Consider the following 18,106-nt stretch of genomic DNA (forward strand, 5'->3'; position numbering starts at 1 on the left):
CCTCTGAGCGTGCGGATGTGATCGTACGGATCGACGCACGCGCACGACAGCTGGATCTGCAAGGGACGCTTCGGCGTCCCTTCTTCCTTTCACCCGGCGTTTCCCCCGCGTCCCACCCCTCCTCATCCGAGGATCTGCCCCACGTCATCGCGGGTGAAACGCACGGGCCCCGGTAGAGTCCAAGGAGTGCACCTCAAGGCCCTGACCCTCCGCGGATTCAAGTCGTTCGCCTCGGCCACCACGCTCCGGTTCGAGCCGGGAATCACCTGTGTCGTGGGGCCCAACGGCTCGGGCAAGTCCAACGTGGTGGACGCCCTCTCCTGGGTCATGGGCGAGCAGGGTGCCAAGTCGCTGCGCGGCGGCAAGATGGAGGACGTCATCTTCGCCGGCACGACCGGGCGCCCGCCGCTCGGCCGCGCCGAGGTCTCCCTGACCATCGACAACTCCGACGGCGCGCTGCCCATCGACTACGCCGAGGTCACCCTCACCCGGATCATGTTCCGCGGCGGCAGCAGCGAGTACCAGATCAACGGCGACACCTGCCGGCTGCTCGACTTCCAGGACCTGCTCTCCGACTCCGGCATCGGACGCGAGATGCACGTCATCGTCGGACAGGGACAGCTCGACTCCGTGCTGCACGCCGACCCGATGGGCCGCCGCGCCTTCATCGAGGAGGCCGCCGGCGTCCTGAAGCACCGCAAGCGGAAAGAGAAGGCCCTGCGGAAGCTGGACGCGATGCAGGCCAACCTCGCGCGCGTGCAGGACCTCACCGACGAACTCCGCCGCCGGCTCAAGCCGCTCGGTCGACAGGCCGCCGTCGCCCGCCGCGCCGTCGTCATCCAGGCCGACCTGCGCGACGCCCGGCTCCGGCTCCTCGCCGACGACCTCGTCCGGCTCCGGACGGCGCTGACCGCCGAGGTCGCCGACGAGGCGGCCCTGCTCGCCCGCAAGGAGACCACCGAGGCCGAGCTGCGCGCCGCCCTCGCCGAGGAGGCGGGCCTCGAGGCGGAGGCCCGCACCCTCGTGCCCCGCCTGGAGCGCGCCCAGCAGAACTGGTACGACCTCTCCCAGCTCGCCGAACGCGTGCGGGGCACCGTCTCCCTGGCCGACGCGCGCGTGAAGAGCGCCACCACCGCGCCCGCCGAGGAACGGCGCGGCCGCGACCCGGAGGACCTGGAGCGCGAGGCCGCCCGCGTGCGCGAACAGGAGGCGGAGCTCGAAGCGGCCCTGGAGGTCGCCGAGCGCGTCCTTGAGGACGGCGTCGCCCACCGCGCGGACCTGGAGGGCGCGCTCGCGGCCGAGGAGCGCCGCCTCAAGGACGTCGCCCGCGCCATCGCCGACCGGCGCGAGGGCCTCGCCCGGCTCCACGGCCAGGTCAACGCGGCCCGCTCGCGCGCCGCCTCCGCCCGGGCCGAGATCGACCGGCTCGCCGCCGCCCGCGACGAGGCCGCGGAGCGGGCCGCCGCCGCCCAGGAGGAGTACGAGCGGCTCAGGGCCGAGGTCGACGGCCTCGACGCGGAGGACACCGAGCACGGCGAGCGGTACGAGGCCGCCCGCCGCGAACTCGCCGACGCGGAGGCCGCGCTCGGCGTCGCCCGCGAGGCCGCCGCCACCGTCGAGCGCCGCCGCGCCGCGACCCGGGCCCGGCACGACACCCTCGCCCTCGGGCTGCGCCGCAAGGACGGCACGGGCGCGCTGCTCTCCGCCGGCCTCAGCGGGGTCCTCGGCCCGGCGGCCGAACTCCTCACCGTCACCCCCGGGTACGAGATCCCCGTCGCCGCCGCCCTCGGCGCCGCCGCCGACGCGCTCGCCGCCGACGGGCCCTCCGCCGCCGCCGAGGCCCTGCGCCTGCTGCGCAAGCAGGACGCCGGCCGGGCCTCGCTGATCCTGGCCGGAGCCCCCGATCCCGAGCCCCCGACGACGGCCGGAAGGCACCCGTACGCCGCCGACCTGGTCAGCGGACCCGTCGAACTCCTGGGCGCGGTCCGCCGGTTGCTCGCCGGAATCGTGGTCGTCGAGGACCTCGACGAGGCCGTCGAACTGGTCAGGACCAGGCCCGCGCTCATCGCCGTCACCGCCGAAGGGGACCTGCTCGGGTCGCACGTCGCGCACGGCGGCTCCGCCGGGGCGCCCAGCCTCCTCGAAGTCCAGGCCTCGGTCGCCGAGGCCGCCGCCGAGCTCGACGAACTGGGCGCGCGGTGCCAGGAGTTCGCCCGTGCGCAGCAGGAGGCGGCCGAGCGGCACCGGGCCGCCGGCGTCCTCGTCGAGGAGCTCGACGCCCGCCGCCGCGCCGGCGAGCGCGAGAGGTCCGCCGTCGCCCAGCGGCTCGGGCGGCTCGCCGGGCAGGCCAGGGGAGCGGCGGGGGAGGCCGAGCGGACCGCGGCGGCCGCCGCCCGCGCCCAGGAAGCCCTGGAGAAGGCCACCGCCGAGGCCGAGGAGCTGGCCGAACGGCTCCTCGTCGCCGAGGAGATGCCGGCCGAGGACGAGCCCGACACCTCCACGCGCGACCGGCTCGCGATCGACGGAGCCCAGGCGCGCCAGGCCGAGATGGAGGCGCGGCTCCAGGTCCGTACCCACGAGGAGCGGGTCAGGGGGCTCGCCGGACGGGCCGACTCGCTCGACCGGGCCGCCCGCGCCGAACGGGAGGCACGCGCGCGTGCCGAGCAGCGGCGGACCAGGCTGCGCCACGAGGAGCGGGTCGCGGGCGCGGTCGCCGCGGGCGCCCGTGCCCTCCTGGCCCACGTCGAGGTCTCCCTGGTGCGCGCCGAGCGGGAGCGGGAGGCGGCCGAGGCGGCGCGGGCCGAGCGGGAGCGGGGCCTGACGGCCGCCCGGGCCAAGGGGCGGGACCTCAAGGCGGAGCTCGACAAGCTGACCGACTCCGTGCACCGGGGAGAGGTGCTCGGCGCCGAGAAGCGGTTGCGGATCGAGCAGCTGGAGGCGAAGGCGCTGGAGGAGTTCGGCGTGGAGGCGACCGCGCTGGTCGCCGAGTACGGCCCGGACCAGCCCGTGCCCCCGTCGCCGACGGCGGAGGGCGAGGAGGCGGAGGACCCGGAGTCCGAGGAGCCGCGCCCGTTCGTCCGTTCGGAGCAGGAGAAGCGGCTGAAGGCCGCCGAACGGGCGTACCACCAGCTCGGCAAGGTCAATCCGCTGGCCCTGGAGGAGTTCGCGGCCCTGGAGGAGCGCCACCAGTTCCTTTCGGAACAGCTGGAGGACCTGAGGAAGACCCGTACCGACCTGCTTCAGGTCGTGAAGGAGGTCGACCTGCGGGTCGAGCAGGTCTTCACCGAGGCCTACCGGGACACCGCCCGCGAGTTCGAGGGCGTCTTCTCACGGCTCTTCCCGGGCGGCGAGGGCCGGCTGGTCCTCACCGATCCGGACAACATGCTCACCACCGGCGTCGAGGTGGAGGCCCGCCCGCCGGGCAAGAAGGTCAAGCGGCTCTCGCTGCTCTCCGGCGGCGAGCGCTCGCTCACCGCCGTGGCGCTGCTCGTCTCGATCTTCAAGGCCAGGCCCAGCCCGTTCTACGTGATGGACGAGGTCGAGGCGGCGCTCGACGACACCAACCTCCAGCGGCTGATCCGGATCATGCGGGAGCTCCAGGAGTCCTCGCAGCTGATCGTGATCACGCACCAGAAGCGGACGATGGAGGTCGCGGACGCGCTGTACGGCGTTTCCATGCAGGGCGACGGGGTATCGAAGGTCATCAGCCAACGACTCCGCTAGAGGGTTCGCTCATGATCAATTCCAAGAGTTGAACGCAAGCGGGTTTGTTGCCCCGTGAAATTCACAGGAGGCTCCCTCTTGACTTCGAAACTTGAAGGCATAGTCTCTGCAACGTTGCTTTTACCTTCACGTGGTGGGCGGCGTGAAGTTGTGCGCCACTGGAAGGGCTCGCCCCCCACCGAGGAGTCCATGTGACCGACACCGCGCAGGCGCCCACGCCGCCGCCTTCCGAAGGCCGAGCCGCCCACCCGGACCACCTCGGCCACGTCATCTTCATCACGGCCTCCGCCGCGATGGGCGGCTTCCTCTTCGGGTACGACAGCTCCGTCATCAACGGCGCCGTCGAGGCGATCCGGGACCGCTACGACATCGGCTCCGGCACCCTCGCCCAGGTCATCGCCATCGCCCTGATCGGTTGTGCCGTCGGCGCCGCCACCGCAGGCCGGATCGCCGACCGCATCGGACGCATCCGCTGCATGCAGATCTCCGCGGTGCTCTTCGCCGTCAGCGCCGTCGGCTCCGCGCTGCCCTTCGCCCTCTGGGACCTCGCCCTCTGGCGGATCATCGGCGGCTTCGCCATCGGCATGGCCTCCGTCATCGGCCCCGCGTACATCGCCGAGGTCGCCCCCGCCGCCTACCGCGGCCGCCTCGGCTCCTTCCAGCAGGCCGCGATCGTCATCGGCATCGCCATCTCCCAGCTGGTCAACTACGGCATCCTCCAGCTCGCCGACGGCGAGCAGCGCGGCGAGATCGGCGGCCTGGAGGCCTGGCAGTGGATGCTCGGCGTGATGGTCGTCCCCGCCCTCCTCTACGGCCTGCTGTCCTTCGCGATCCCCGAGTCCCCCCGCTTCCTCATCTCCGTCGGGAGGATCGACCGGGCCAAGGAGGTCCTCGCCGAGGTCGAGGGCAAGGGGGTCGACCTGGACCACCGGGTGGGCGAGATCAAGCAGGCCATGCGCCGCGAGCACAAGTCCACCTTCTGGGACCTGTTCGTCTCCGGCAGCCGCTTCAAGCTGCTGCCCATCGTCTGGGTGGGCATCGGACTCTCGGTCTTCCAGCAGCTCGTCGGCATCAACGTCGCCTTCTACTACTCCGCGACGCTCTGGCAGTCCGTCGGCATCGACCCGTCCAGCTCGTTCCTCTACTCGTTCACCACCTCGATCATCAACATCATCGGCACGGTGATCGCGATGGTCCTGGTCGACCGGGTCGGCCGCAAGCCGCTCGCCCTCGTCGGCTCCGTCGGCATGGCGATCGCCCTCGCCTTCGAGGCCTGGGCCTTCTCCGCCGACCTCGTCGACGGCAAGCTGCCCGAGACCCAGGGCGTCGTGGCCCTCGTCGCCGCCCACGTCTTCGTGCTCTTCTTCGCCCTCTCGTGGGGCGTGGTGGTCTGGGTCTTCCTCGGCGAGATGTTCCCCAACCGGATCCGCGCCGCGGCCCTCGGCGTCGCCGCCTCCGCCCAGTGGATCGCCAACTGGGCCATCACCGCCAGCTTCCCGTCCCTCGCGGACTGGAACCTCTCCGGCACCTACGTCATCTACACGGTCTTCGCCGTGCTCTCGATCCCCTTCGTGCTGCGGTACGTCAAGGAGACGAAGGGCAAGGCGTTGGAGGAGATGGGCTAATCCCCGCTGCCCCTCTCCTCGCGACGACCGCCCCGGCCGCAGGCCCCATGCCTCCGGCCGGGGCGGTACGCCGTCTCACGCCGTGAGCCGCGGCAGCACGTCCTCGCAGAACAGCCGCAGGCTCCGCCACCCCTCCTCGACCGGCATCCCGCCGCACAGCGGATGCAGCACGGGACTCTCCAGGCCGAGCGCCAGGCACTCCTCCGGGGTGACCACCCGGTACACCCCCTCCGCCCGCAGCTCCGCCACCGTCGTCGCCGTCGAACGCACCGCCGAGCGGATGTCCTTGGACTGCCACGAGGCGTACGTCCGCGCCTCGTGCAGGAAGTGCCCGCCGTACTCGGCCCAGGTCCGGTCCGGATCCTCCGACAGGTGCAGCAGCGGGGTCCGTTCGGCCGGCATCATCGTCCAGCCCTCCGTGCCGTACTCCGCGCACCGCTCCCGGTAGTACGCCTCCAGCTCCGGCAGGTGCGCGCTCGGGAAGAAGGGCAGCCCGAGCCGGGCCGCCCGACGCGCCGCCGCCCGCGACGACCCCCCGACCAGCAGCACCGGGTGCGGCCGGGTGAAGGGCCGCGGGGTGACCCGTACCGTACGGCCCCGATGGGTGAACGGCTCCCCGGTCCAGGCCGTGAGCAGGGTCTCCAGGAGCAGGTCCTGGAGCTTGCCGCGCCGTCCCCAGTCGACCCCGCGCTCCTCGTACTCCTCCGGCCGGTAGCCGATCCCGGCCACCGTCACGAGCCGGCCCCCGCTCAGCAGGTCCAGGACCGCGATGTCCTCGGCCAGCCGCAGCGGATCGTGCAGCGGGCCGATGACCGCCGAGACGGTGACCGCGATCCGGCGCGTCGCGCCGAAGACCGCGCCTGCGAAGACGAAGGGGGAGGGCAGCCAGTTGTTCTCGACCCCGTGGTGCTCCTCGGTCTGCACGGTGTCGACGCCGTGCTCGTCGGCGTACGCGGCCATGGCGAGCGCCGCCCGGTAGCGCTCCGAGAGGGAGTCCGGGGTCGCGCGGGGATCGACGAGGTTGAACCGTACGACGCTGAACGGCATGGGAAGTCCCCCTTCGCTGGTGCGCGGAAGGGGGACGGTAGCTGACGTGGCGTCAGATGGAAACGGTCTCGCGCACTTCGGCGGGCGCCGCCGGCGCCTTCTCCGGGGTGCGCGGCAGCACCGCGTACAGCACGCCGGCGACCACGATCGTCGCCGCCCAGCCCAGACCGTTCCTCCCGATCCAGGACGGGGCGAGCGGACCGGAGAACCAGTCGACCTTCGTGAACAGCAGACCCACGAGCAGCGCCACGGCCCACGCCGTCATCGCCTGCCAGGCGAAACCGCCCCGGTACCAGTAGGCGCTGGTCCTCGTGGTGTCCATCAGCGCCGCCGCGTCGTACGACCTCCGGCGCAGCATGTCCACGCCGAAGACCCCGATCCACGCCGAGAACGCCACCGCGAGCAGCGTCAGGAAGGAGATGAACGAGCCGATGAAGCTGGTCGCCACGACCATCAGGAGGAAACCGAAGACCAGGCTGATCACGGCGTTCACGCTCACCGCCGCCGCGCGCGGCACCTTGATGCCCAGGGTCTGCGCCGTGAACCCGGCCGAGTACATCGACATCGAGTTGATCAGCACCATCCCGATCAGCGCGATCACCAGGTACGGCACGGAGATCCACATCGGCAGCAGCTCGCCGATGAAGGAGACCGGGTCCTGCGCCGAGGCCAGGTCCGGCGTGGACACCGCCATCACCGCGCCCATCAGCACCATCGGGAGCACCACGATCCCCGCGCCGCCGATCGTCGAGCCGACCACGGCCCGGGAGGAGGCCGCCCGGGGCAGGTAGCGCGTGAAGTCCGGGCCCGAGGGCACCCAGCTGATGCCGCCGGCCGCGATCGTGCCGATGCCCGCGACCGTCATCGCCGTCGAACCGGCCGGCTTGTCGAAGACCGCCGCCCAGTCGGTGTTGGCCACGAGGTGGACCAGGACGAGCACGGAGAAGGCGCCGAAGAGGTACGTCGACCACTTGCTGCACACCCGCAGCGCGTTGATCCCGAGGCCCGAGACCAGGAACGTGCTGGTCACGAAGAGCAGCAGCGTCACCACGACGAGGAGCGTGTTCGACCTCACGCCGAAGAGCAGGTCGAGGACGGTCAGCACCGCGTACGCCCCGGTGACCGCGTTGATGGTCTCCCAGCCCCAGCGGGCCACCCAGATCAACGCACCCGGAAAAAGGTTTCCGCGCTGACCGAACACGGCCCGCGACAGCGCCATGCCGGGCGCCCCGCCGCGCTTCCCCGCGATCGAGACCAGACCGACGAGCCCGTACGAGAGGACCGGCGCGACGACCGCCACCGTCAGGACCTGCCAGAAGTTCAGGCCGTTGAAGACGATCAGACCGGCGCCCATCGTGAGCAGCAGCACGCTGATGTTGGCCGCGACCCAGGTCGGGAAGAGCTCGCGGACCCGACCGGTCCGCTCGGCGTCGGGGACGGGTTCGAGACCGCGGGTCTCCATCGCGCCGTCGTGGGTCGCGCCTGCGGCTTCGGAGGCGTGGGGCATGGGGGTACTCCGTTGGACAGATGTGGGGGAACCACCCACTGTACGTGCTCCGCCTCCGGGCCCTTCGTGGCCGATACTGGACCCGTTATGGAACTCATCCTTGCTGTAGTCATCGCTCTGGTCGTCGCGGTCGCCGTGACGAGCGGGCTCGTGATCAGCGGTCGCAAGAAGAAGCAGCTGCCGCCGGCCGAGCCGCCGTCCACCACGCCGACCATCACCGCTCCGCCCGCCGAGCCGCACGTCGGCGAGGAGGCGGAGACACCGCGGGAGGAACCACGCCGCACGGTCGAGGAGGTCGAACTCCCCACCGAGACGGCCTCCGGGGCCACGGTCGTCGAGGAGCCGCTCGTCGTGGAGCCGGAGGCTCCCGCGATCGAGGTGCCCGAGCCGACCGCCGGCCGGCTCGTCCGGCTCCGGACCCGGCTCGCCCGCTCCCAGAACTCGCTCGGCAAGGGGCTGCTCACGCTCCTGTCCCGCGAGCACCTCGACGAGGACACCTGGGAGGAGATCGAGGAGACCCTCCTCACGGCCGACGTCGGCGTCGCGCCCACCCAGGAGCTCGTCGACCGGCTGCGCGAGCGCGTCAGGGTGCTCGGCACCCGCACCCCCGACGAGCTGCGCGGCCTGCTCCGCGAGGAGCTCGTCGCCCTCCTCGGCGACTTCGACCGCACGGTGAGGACCGAGAGCCCCGAGGACGTCCCGGGCGTGGTCATGGTCGTCGGCGTCAACGGCACCGGCAAGACCACCACCACCGGCAAGCTGGCCCGGGTCCTCGTCGCCGACGGCAAGTCCGTCGTCCTCGGCGCCGCCGACACCTTCCGCGCCGCCGCCGCCGACCAGCTCCAGACCTGGGGCGAGCGCGTCGGCGCCCGGACCGTGCGCGGACCGGAGGGCGGCGACCCGGCGTCGATCGCCTTCGACGCGGTCAAGGAGGGCATCGCCGAGAAGGCCGACGTCGTCCTCATCGACACCGCCGGCCGGCTCCACACCAAGACCGGCCTCATGGACGAGCTCGGCAAGGTCAAGCGCGTCGTCGAGAAGCACGGCCCGCTCGACGAGATCCTCCTCGTCCTCGACGCCACCACCGGCCAGAACGGACTGATCCAGGCCCGCGTCTTCGCCGAGGTCGTGGACATCACCGGCATCGTGCTCACCAAGCTCGACGGCACCGCCAAGGGCGGCATCGTCGTCGCCGTCCAGCGCGAGCTGGGCGTCCCGGTCAAGCTGGTCGGCCTGGGCGAGGGCCCGGACGACCTGGCGCCCTTCGAGCCGGGCGCCTTCGTCGACGCCCTGATCGGCGACTGACACCCCGTACGGCACGCGGAAGGGCCCTCGCCACCAGGTGGCGAGGGCCCTTCCGCGTACCGGGGACCGGACGCGTACCGGAGATCAGAAATGCGTCCGATGGCAGATGTACGCCAGCGTGCCGAGCAGCAGCCGGGCCTGCGGAGGCGCGCCCGCCGTGTCCAGCGTCGGGGGCCGCAGCCAGCGCACCGGCCCGAGCCCGCCCAGGTCCGACGGGGGAGCGGTGACGTGGGAGCCGGGGCCCAGACAGTGCAGGTCCAGATCGGCGTCGTCCCAGCCCATCCGGTACAGCAGCTGCGGCAGCTCGGCCGCCGCGCCCGGGGCCACGAAGAACCGCGCCCGGCCGGTCGGGGTCGCGCACACCGGGCCCAGCGGCAGCCCCATGCGCTCCAGGCGCACCAGCGCCCGTCGGCCCGCGGCCTCGGCGACCTCGATCACGTCGAAGGCCCGGCCGACCGGGAGGAGCAGCGTCGCGCCCGGGTACTCGGACCACGCCTTGGTGGCGACGTCGAGACCGGCGCCCGCCGGGACCGGCTCCGCGAAGGAGAGGGGGTGCGCGCCGGGGGCCGCGCAGGAGGGATCCCCGCAGGAGCACTGGCCGGAGACGGCTCGCGCGCCGGGGACGACGTCCCAGCCCCAAAGCCCCGTGTACTCGGCCACCGCTGTGCACTCCGTGGTGCGTACGCGGCGGCGTGCGCCGGACCGCATCTCACGAATGCCGCCGATCGTGAAACCCATGCCCCCTCCAACGGGTCGAGCGCGCCGGTGGTTACGACCCGGAGCACCGTCGTCACCCTTCGTCACGGTCCGTCGCCGGTGTGGCGCACGGTCGTGAGCGGGGTGGTGCGGACCCTGGCGCACGCCTCTCCGCGCTTCCGTCCGTCGACTCCGGTTCGTCGCATGTCAAGTGAATCGCGTTCCGCGCGTGGCGAGTTCATTCGAAGGGGTGGCGAATGGTGGCGTTTCTTGAATCGCCCTCGTGGAGGGGTGATCGTAGGATTACTTTCGGTACTCGAAACCCGGGGCCGCTCGCGTGCGTGAGTATGCCGGAGGCAACCCGGTTTCCAGTTCGAAGGAGGACGAACGTCGGACGGATGCCGCGGGAGGCGGCATCCTGATAGGGGTTCGGACGACAGGCAATCAGGTGGATGGGGGCGTTCCAGTGAGCGGCAACGGCGCAGACGGTACGACTGCCGGCAAGCGCCCGAACGAGCAGTTGGGCTCGTGGTTCGTGCGCAGCGGCTGGTCGAAGGGCGAACTGGCACGCCAAGTGAACCGCAGGGCACGCCAGATGGGCGCCCACCACATCTCCACGGACACCTCGCGCGTGCGCCGCTGGCTCGACGGCGAGCAGCCCCGCGAGCCGATCCCGCGGATCCTCTCCGAGCTCTTCTCCGAGCGCTTCGGCTCCGTCGTCGCCATCGAGGACCTCGGACTGCGCACCGCCCACCAGTCGCCCTCCGTCTCCGGCGTCGACCTGCCCTGGGCCGGCCCGCAGACCGTCGCCCTGCTCAGCGAGTTCTCCCGCAGCGACCTCATGCTCGCCCGCCGGGGCTTCCTCGGCTCCTCCCTCCAGCTCGCCGCGGGACCCGCCCTCATCGAGCCGATGCAGCGCTGGCTCGTCCCCACCCCCGTCGGCGACGTCGAGCGCCCCGAGCCCCTCGTGGACCCCCGCCGCCCCCACCGGCTCTCGGAGATCGAGCTCGACCTCCTGGAGTCCACCACCGCCATGTTCCGCAAGTGGGACGCCCAGTGCGGCGGCGGACTGCGCCGCAAGGCCGTCGTCGGCCAGCTCCACGAGGTCACCGACCTCCTCCAGGAGTCCCAGCCCGCCGCCACCGCCAAGCGCCTCTTCACCTGCGCCGCCGAGCTCGCCGAGCTCGCCGGCTGGATGAGCTACGACGTCGGCCTCCAGCCGACCGCCCAGAAGTACTTCGTGCTCGCCCTGCACGCCGCCAAGGAGGCCGGCGACAAGCCCCTCGGCTCGTACGTCCTCTCCTCCATGAGCCGCCAGATGATCCACCTCGGCAGGCCCGACGACGCCCTCGAACTCATCCACCTCGCCCAGTACGGCAGTCGGGACTGCGCCACCGCCCGCACCCAGGCCATGCTGTATGCGATGGAGGCCCGCGCCTACGCCAACATGGGGCAGCCCTCCAAGTGCAAGCGGGCCGTCCGGATGGCCGAGGACACCTTCGCCGACGTCGGCCTCGACGGCGAGCCCGAGCCCGACTGGATCCGCTTCTTCTCCGAGGCCGAGCTCAACGGCGAGAACTCCCACTCCTACCGCGACCTCGCCTACGTCGCCGGCCGCTCCCCGACCTACGCCTCGCTCGCCGAGCCCGTCATGGAGCGGGCCGTCGAGCTCTTCGAGAAGGACCCCGACCACCAGCGGTCGTACGCGCTCAACCTGATCGGCATGGCCACCGTCCACCTCCTCAAGCGCGAGCCCGAGCAGTCCGTGGTCCTCGCCGAGAAGGCCCTCGGGGTCGCCCGCAGCATCCGCTCCGAGCGGGTCAACACCCGGCTCCGCAAGACCGTCGACCACGCCGCCCGCAACTACAGCGACGTCGCCGAGGTCGTCCAGCTCACCGACCGGCTCACCCAGCTCCTCCCCGAGGCCGCCGAAGCGGTCTGACCCCCGGCGCCGTCCCCGCGAGCCCGCACAGGCCCCGGCCGCGCCGCCCGTCCCGTACTGCCCGACTCGGCTCCCCCGCCGCAAGGTCACACGGACGGCGGCGCGGCCGGTTTCTTTCCCCCGGCGATACCCCGGAGATCCCCCGGCGGTACCCCGGAGCTCCCCCAGCCATTCCCCGGAGATCCCCCGGGGGAGCGCCGGGGACGCCCCCCGTACCGACACGGCCGTTCACGGCCGCGTAACACGCCCCACTCCTTCGTCACCGCGGCGAAACATCGAGCGGCATCGGCGGAAACCGCGCTGCGCGAACCTCTGGCGCATAACCGGCCATCCCCTCAGGGCCGGACGCTCCCCGGCCCCGCCCCGCACAGGCCGCATTCGACGACGAGGAGACGCCGATGGCACCAGCCGTCACGACCCTGGCCGCAGACGCCCCCGAGCTGTCTGCCGCCAACACGGGGTTCATGCTCATCTGCTCCGCCCTGGTCATGCTGATGACCCCGGCACTCGCCTTCTTCTACGGAGGCATGGTCCGCGTCAAGTCCACCCTCAACATGCTGATGATGAGCTTCATCAGCCTCGGGATCGTCACGGTCCTCTGGGTGCTCTTCGGCTTCAGCCTCGCCTTCGGCACCGACTCGGGCTCGTTGATCGGCTGGTCCTCCGAGTACGTCGGCCTCAGCGGCATCGGCATCACCGAGCTCTGGGACGGCTACACCATCCCGGTCTACGTCTTCGCCGTCTTCCAGCTGATGTTCGCGGTCATCACGCCCGCCCTCATCAGCGGCGCCCTCGCCGACCGCGTCAAGTTCACCGCCTGGGCCCTCTTCGTCACCCTCTGGGTCACGATCGTCTACTTCCCCGTCGCCCACTGGGTCTGGGGCGCGGGCGGCTGGCTCTTCGAGATGGGCGTCATCGACTTCGCCGGCGGCACCGCCGTCCACATCAACGCCGGCGCCGCCGCCCTCGGCGTCATCCTCGTCATCGGCAAGCGCGTCGGCTTCAAGAAGGACCCGATGCGCCCGCACAGCCTCCCGCTGGTCATGCTCGGCGCCGGTCTCCTCTGGTTCGGCTGGTTCGGCTTCAACGCCGGCTCCTGGCTCGGCAACGACGACGGCGTCGGCGCCGTGATGTTCGTCAACACCCAGGTCGCCACCGCCGCCGCCATGCTCGCCTGGCTCGCGTACGAGAAGGTCCGCCACGGCTCCTTCACCACCCTCGGCGCCGCCTCCGGCGCGGTCGCCGGCCTCGTCGCCATCACCCCCTCCGGCGGCTCCTGCTCCCCGCTCGGCGCCATCGCCATCGGCGCGATCGCCGGCCTCCTGTGCGCCATGGCCGTCGGCCTCAAGTACCGGTTCGGCTACGACGACTCCCTCGACGTCGTCGGCGTCCACCTCGTCGGCGGCATCGCCGGCTCCCTCCTCGTCGGCTTCTTCGCCACCGGCGGCGTCCAGTCCGACGCCAAGGGCCTCTTCTACGGCGGCGGCCTCGAACAGCTCGGCAAGCAGGCCGTCGGAGTCTTCGCGGTCCTTGCCTACTCTCTGATCGCCTCCGCGCTCCTCGCCCTGATCATCGACAGGACGATGGGGATGCGGGTCGGCGAGGACGACGAGGTCTCCGGCATCGACCAGGTCGAGCACGCCGAGACCGCGTACGACTTCAGCGGAGCCGGCGGCGGCATCACCGGCCGCGGCACCGCCCCGGCGACGCCCGTACTGAGCGAGAACAAGAAGGTGGACGCATGAAGCTCATCACCGCGGTCGTGAAGCCGCACCGGCTCGACGAGATCAAGGAGGCCCTCCAGGCGTTCGGCGTCCACGGCCTCACCGTCACCGAGGCCAGCGGCTACGGCCGCCAGCGCGGCCACACCGAGGTCTACCGGGGCGCCGAGTACACCGTCGACCTGGTCCCCAAGATCCGCATCGAGGTCCTCGTCGAGGACGAGGACGCCGAACAGCTCATCGACGTCGTCGTGAAGGCCGCCCGGACCGGCAAGATCGGAGACGGCAAGGTGTGGAGCGTGCCGGTCGAGACCGCCGTACGGGTCCGCACCGGCGAGCGCGGTCCGGACGCACTGTAAACACGGCCTGTCAGCACGAAGGGGAGCCGCCGGGTGACGAACCTCGACACGAGCGACACGACCGAAGGACCGGGACCCGGCGGATACGCGGCGGCCCGGCTGCTCCTCCTCCAGGAGAAGGAGCGGCCCGGGCCGCCGCGCCGCGCCGCCCTGGCCCGGCTCACCGACGACTGGCTGGCCGGCCTCTTCGCCGCCGCCGCACCGCCCCGCGGGACCGCCCTCGTCGCCGTCGGCGGCTACGGGCGTGCCGAACTCTCCCCGCGCAGCGACCTCGACCTCCTCCTGCTCCACGACGGCACCGCCGACAAGGCCGCCGTCGCCGCCCTCGCCGACCGGATCTGGTATCCCGTCTGGGACCTCGGACTCGCCCTCGACCACTCCGTCCGCACTCCCGCCGAAGCCCGCGCCACCGCGGGCGAGGACCTCAAGGCCCACCTCGGTCTCCTCGACGCCCGGACCGTCGCCGGCGACGCCGGACTCGTCGCCGCCCTGCGCACCGCCGTCCTCGCCGACTGGCGCGACCGGGCCCCCCGACGCCTCCCCGAACTCGACGCCCTCTGCCGGGAGCGCGCCGAACGCGCGGGGGAGCTGCAGTACCTCCTCGAACCCGACCTCAAGGAGGCCAGGGGCGGACTCCGCGACGCCCAGGTCCTGCGCGCCGTCGCCGCCTCCTGGCTCGCCGACGCCCCCCGCGAAGGACTCGACGCCGCCCGCCGCCGCCTCCTCGACGCCCGCGACGCCCTCCACCTCGCCACCGGCCGCGCCACCGACCGGCTCGCCCTCCAGGAACAGGACGCCGTCGCCGCCGGCCTCGGCCTCCTCGACGCCGACACCCTGCTCCGCGAGGTGTACGAGGCCGCCCGGACCGTCTCGTACGCCACCGACGTCACCTGGCGCGAGGTCAACCGCGTCCTCAAGGCCCGCTCCGCCCGCCCGGCCCGGCTGAGGAGCCTGCTGAGCCGCAACGGCGGCGCGAAGCCCCCCGTCGAACGCACCCCGCTCGCCGAGGGCGTCGTCGAGATGGACGGCGAGGCCGTCCTCGCCCGCGGCGCCCGGCCGGAACGCGACCCCGTCCTGCCCCTGCGGGCCGCCGCCGCGGCCGCCCAGTCCGCCCTCCCGATCTCCCCGCACGCCGTACGCCGCCTCGCGGCCACCGCCAAGCCCCTCCCGGTGCCCTGGCCCGCCGAGGCCCGCGAGGAGCTCGTCACCCTCCTCGGCGCGGGCGAGGCCGCCGTCCCCGTCTGGGAGGCCCTGGAGGCCGAGGGGCTCGTCACCCGGCTCCTGCCCGACTGGGAGCGCGTCCGCTGCCGGCCCCAGCGCAACCCCGTCCACACCTGGACCGTCGACCGGCACCTCGTCGAGACCGCCGTACGCGCCTCCTCGCTCACCCGCCGCGTCGGCCGCCCCGACCTCCTCCTCGTCGCCGCCCTCCTCCACGACATCGGCAAGGGCTGGCCCGGCGACCACTCCGTCGTCGGCGAGACCATCGCCCGCGACCTCGCCGCCCGCATCGGCTTCGACCGCGCCGACACCGCCGTCATCGCCACCGCCGTCCGCCACCACCTGCTCCTCGTCGAGACCGCCACCCGGCGCGACCTCGACGACCCCGCCACCGTCCAGTCCGTCGCCACCGCCGTCGGCACCCTCGGCACCCTGGAGCTCCTGCACGCCCTCACCGAGGCCGACGCCCTCGCCACCGGCCCCGCCGCCTGGTCCTCCTGGCGCGCCTCGCTCGTGGCCGACCTGGTCAAACGGGTCGCCGGCGTCCTCGCGGGCGCACCCCTGCCCGACCCCGGGGCCGCCGCCCCCAGCGCCGAACAGGAACGCCTCGCGATCGAGGCCCTGCGCACCGGCGAACCCGTCCTCGCGCTGCGCACCCGGGCCGACACGGTCGTCGCCGAGCCCGTGGAACCCGAAGGGCCCGAGCCCGTCGGCGTCGAACTCCTCATCGCCCTGCCCGACCGGCCCGGCGTCCTCCCCGCCGTCGCCGGCGTCCTCGCCCTCCACCGGCTCACCGTCCGCGCCGCCGACCTCCGCGCCGTCGACCTCCCCGGCGCTCTCGGCTCCGGATCCGTCCTCGTCCTCGACTGGCGCGTCGCCGCCGAGTACGGCTCCCTGCCGGAGGCGGCCCGGCTGCGCGCCGACCTCGTCCGCGCCCTCGACGGCTCCCTCGACATCCCCGCCCGCCTGGCCGGACGCGAGGCCGCCTACCCCCGCCGCCGGGGCCTCGCCGCCCCGCCGCCCCGCGTCACCGTCGCCGCCGCCGACTCCCGCCTCGCCACCGTGATCGAGGTCCGCGCCCAGGACGCCCCGGGCCTCCTCCACCGCATCGGCCGCGCCCTGGAGGGCGCGGCGGTACGGGTGCGCAGCGCCCACGTCTCCACCCTGGGCGCCAACGCCGTCGACACCCTGTACGTGACCCGCCCGGACGGCTCCCTCCTCCCCGACGAGGAGGCGATCGACCTCGCCCGCGCGCTGGAGGAGGCGCTGCGCTGAGACCCCGGCCCGCGCCACTCCCGCCCGCCGGATCCGGCGGGCGGGGGCACACACTTCGAGCGGCCCGATACCCTGGAGGGCAATCCGACCGCCCCCGACACCGAGGATCCGCGACCGCCGTGTTCGATACCCTCTCCGACCGCCTTGCAGCGACCTTCAAGAACCTCCGCGGCAAGGGCCGTCTGTCCGAGGCGGACATCGACGCCACCGCGCGCGAGATCCGTATCGCGCTGCTCGAGGCGGACGTCGCCCTGCCGGTCGTCCGCGCCTTCATCAAGCAGGTCAAGGAGCGCTCGCTGGGCGCGGAGGTCTCCCAGGCCCTCAACCCCGCCCAGCAGGTCATCAAGATCGTCAACGACGAGCTGGTCTCGATCCTGGGCGGCGAGACCCGCCGTCTGCGGTTCGCCAAGACCGCGCCGACCGTGATCATGCTCGCCGGCCTCCAGGGTGCCGGTAAGACCACCCTCGCCGGAAAGCTCGGTCTCTGGCTGAAGAGCCAGGGCCACTCCCCGCTGCTCGTCGCCTGCGACCTCCAGCGCCCCAACGCCGTCACCCAGCTCTCCGTCGTCGCCGACCGCGCCGGCGTGGCCTTCTACGGCCCGCAGCCGGGCAACGGCGTCGGCGACCCGGTCCAGGTCGCGAAGGACTCGATCGAGTACGCGCGGACCAAGCTGTACGACGTCGTCATCGTCGACACCGCCGGCCGCCTCGGCATCGACCAGGAGCTGATGCAGCAGGCCGCGGACATCCGCGACGCCGTCAGCCCCGACGAGGTCCTCTTCGTCGTCGACGCCATGATCGGTCAGGACGCGGTCAACACCGCCGAGGCCTTCCGCGACGGCGTCGGCTTCGACGGCGTGGTGCTCTCCAAGCTCGACGGCGACGCCCGCGGCGGTGCCGCGCTCTCCATCGCGCACGTCACCGGCAAGCAGATCATGTTCGCCTCCAACGGCGAGAAACTGGACGACTTCGACGCGTTCCACCCGGACCGCATGGCGTCCCGCATCCTCGGCATGGGCGACATGCTCTCCCTCATCGAGAAGGCGCAGCAGACCTTCGACGAGGAAGAGGCCGCCAAGATGGCCTCGAAGCTCGCCTCGAAGAAGGGCGAGGGCTTCACGCTCGACGACTTCCTGGCGCAGATGGAGCAGGTCCGCAAGATGGGCTCCATCTCCAAGCTCCTCGGGATGCTGCCCGGCATGGGCCAGATGAGGGAGCAGATCGCCAACATCGACGAGCGGGAGGTCGACCGCATCGGCGCCATCATCAAGTCGATGACCCCGGCCGAGCGGCAGGACCCGACCATCATCAACGGCTCCCGGCGCGCCCGCATCGCCAAGGGCTCCGGCGTCGAGGTCAGCGCGGTCAAGGGCCTGGTCGAGCGCTTCTTCGAGGCCCGCAAGATGATGTCCCGCATGGCGCAGGGCGGCGGCATGCCGGGGATGCCGGGCATCCCGGGCATGGGCGGCGGCCCCGGTCGGCAGAAGAAGCAGGTCAAGCAGGCCAAGGGCAAGCGCAAGAGCGGCAACCCGATGAAGCGGAAGGCCGAGGAGCAGGCCGCCGCCGAGCGCCGCGAGCAGGCGCAGGCGGGCGGCGCGTTCGGCCTCCCGGCGGCGGGGCAGACCCCCAAGGACTTCGAGCTCCCGGAGGAGTTCAAGAAGTTCATGGGCTGATCGGTCCGGTAT

11 protein-coding genes are annotated in these 18,106 nt (G+C 72.6%); 8 read left to right on the forward strand and 3 right to left on the reverse strand.

The window, feature by feature from the left end; genetic code table 11:
• The first annotated feature begins 186 nt into the window (after positions 1-186).
• The gene (gene smc, locus ACZ66Z_RS26575) at positions 187-3,723 is read left to right on the forward strand and encodes a chromosome segregation protein SMC (protein WP_469937877.1); all 3,537 of its coding nucleotides are present in this window, start codon (positions 187-189) and stop codon (positions 3,721-3,723) included.
• Positions 3,724-3,914: 191 nt separating this feature from the next.
• Entirely contained in the window at positions 3,915-5,348 is a 1,434-nt protein-coding gene (locus ACZ66Z_RS26580; RefSeq protein WP_469937878.1) for a sugar porter family MFS transporter, read from the forward strand.
• A gap of 75 nt (positions 5,349-5,423) precedes the next feature.
• On the opposite strand, the gene ACZ66Z_RS26585 is transcribed toward ACZ66Z_RS26580, so the two are convergent.
• Complete coding sequence (locus ACZ66Z_RS26585) at positions 5,424-6,395, reverse strand: LLM class flavin-dependent oxidoreductase (RefSeq protein WP_469937879.1); 972 nt, start codon at positions 6,393-6,395, stop codon at positions 5,424-5,426.
• A gap of 52 nt (positions 6,396-6,447) precedes the next feature.
• Positions 6,448-7,902: a cytosine permease gene (locus ACZ66Z_RS26590; RefSeq protein ID WP_469937880.1), complete on the reverse strand. Its 1,455-nt coding sequence runs from the start codon at positions 7,900-7,902 to the stop codon at positions 6,448-6,450.
• 87 nt (positions 7,903-7,989) lie between these two features.
• On the opposite strand from ACZ66Z_RS26590, the gene ftsY reads away from it, so the two are divergent.
• A complete protein-coding gene (gene ftsY, locus ACZ66Z_RS26595; protein ID WP_469937881.1) occupies positions 7,990-9,207 on the forward strand; it encodes a signal recognition particle-docking protein FtsY in 1,218 nt (405 codons plus the stop codon).
• An 84-nt stretch (positions 9,208-9,291) separates the two neighbouring features.
• On the opposite strand, the gene ACZ66Z_RS26600 is transcribed toward ftsY, so the two are convergent.
• Entirely contained in the window at positions 9,292-9,945 is a 654-nt protein-coding gene (locus ACZ66Z_RS26600; RefSeq protein ID WP_469937882.1) for a bifunctional DNA primase/polymerase, read from the reverse strand.
• Between the two features lie 424 nt (positions 9,946-10,369).
• Between ACZ66Z_RS26600 and nsdA the strand changes: the two genes are divergently transcribed.
• The 5 genes from nsdA to ffh all read left to right on the forward strand — a co-directional run bounded on the left by nsdA (position 10,370) and on the right by ffh (position 18,094).
• Entirely contained in the window at positions 10,370-11,845 is a 1,476-nt protein-coding gene (gene nsdA / locus ACZ66Z_RS26605) for a transcriptional repressor NsdA (RefSeq protein WP_469937883.1), read from the forward strand.
• Positions 11,846-12,243: 398 nt separating this feature from the next.
• Entirely contained in the window at positions 12,244-13,590 is a 1,347-nt protein-coding gene (locus ACZ66Z_RS26610) for an ammonium transporter (protein WP_469937884.1), read from the forward strand.
• Positions 13,587-13,925 (forward strand): P-II family nitrogen regulator, encoded by a 339-nt coding sequence (locus ACZ66Z_RS26615; protein WP_015036464.1) that lies wholly within the window; start codon positions 13,587-13,589, stop codon positions 13,923-13,925. The genes ACZ66Z_RS26610 and ACZ66Z_RS26615 overlap by 4 nt, the downstream gene beginning before the upstream one ends.
• A gap of 33 nt (positions 13,926-13,958) precedes the next feature.
• Positions 13,959-16,421: a [protein-PII] uridylyltransferase gene (locus tag ACZ66Z_RS26620; RefSeq protein ID WP_469937885.1), complete on the forward strand. Its 2,463-nt coding sequence runs from the start codon at positions 13,959-13,961 to the stop codon at positions 16,419-16,421.
• Between the two features lie 119 nt (positions 16,422-16,540).
• Positions 16,541-18,094 (forward strand): signal recognition particle protein, encoded by a 1,554-nt coding sequence (ffh, locus tag ACZ66Z_RS26625; protein WP_469937886.1) that lies wholly within the window; start codon positions 16,541-16,543, stop codon positions 18,092-18,094.
• Positions 18,095-18,106: the final 12 nt, after the last annotated feature.

It is taken from the genome of Streptomyces sp. NPDC107498, from assembly GCF_055582805.1.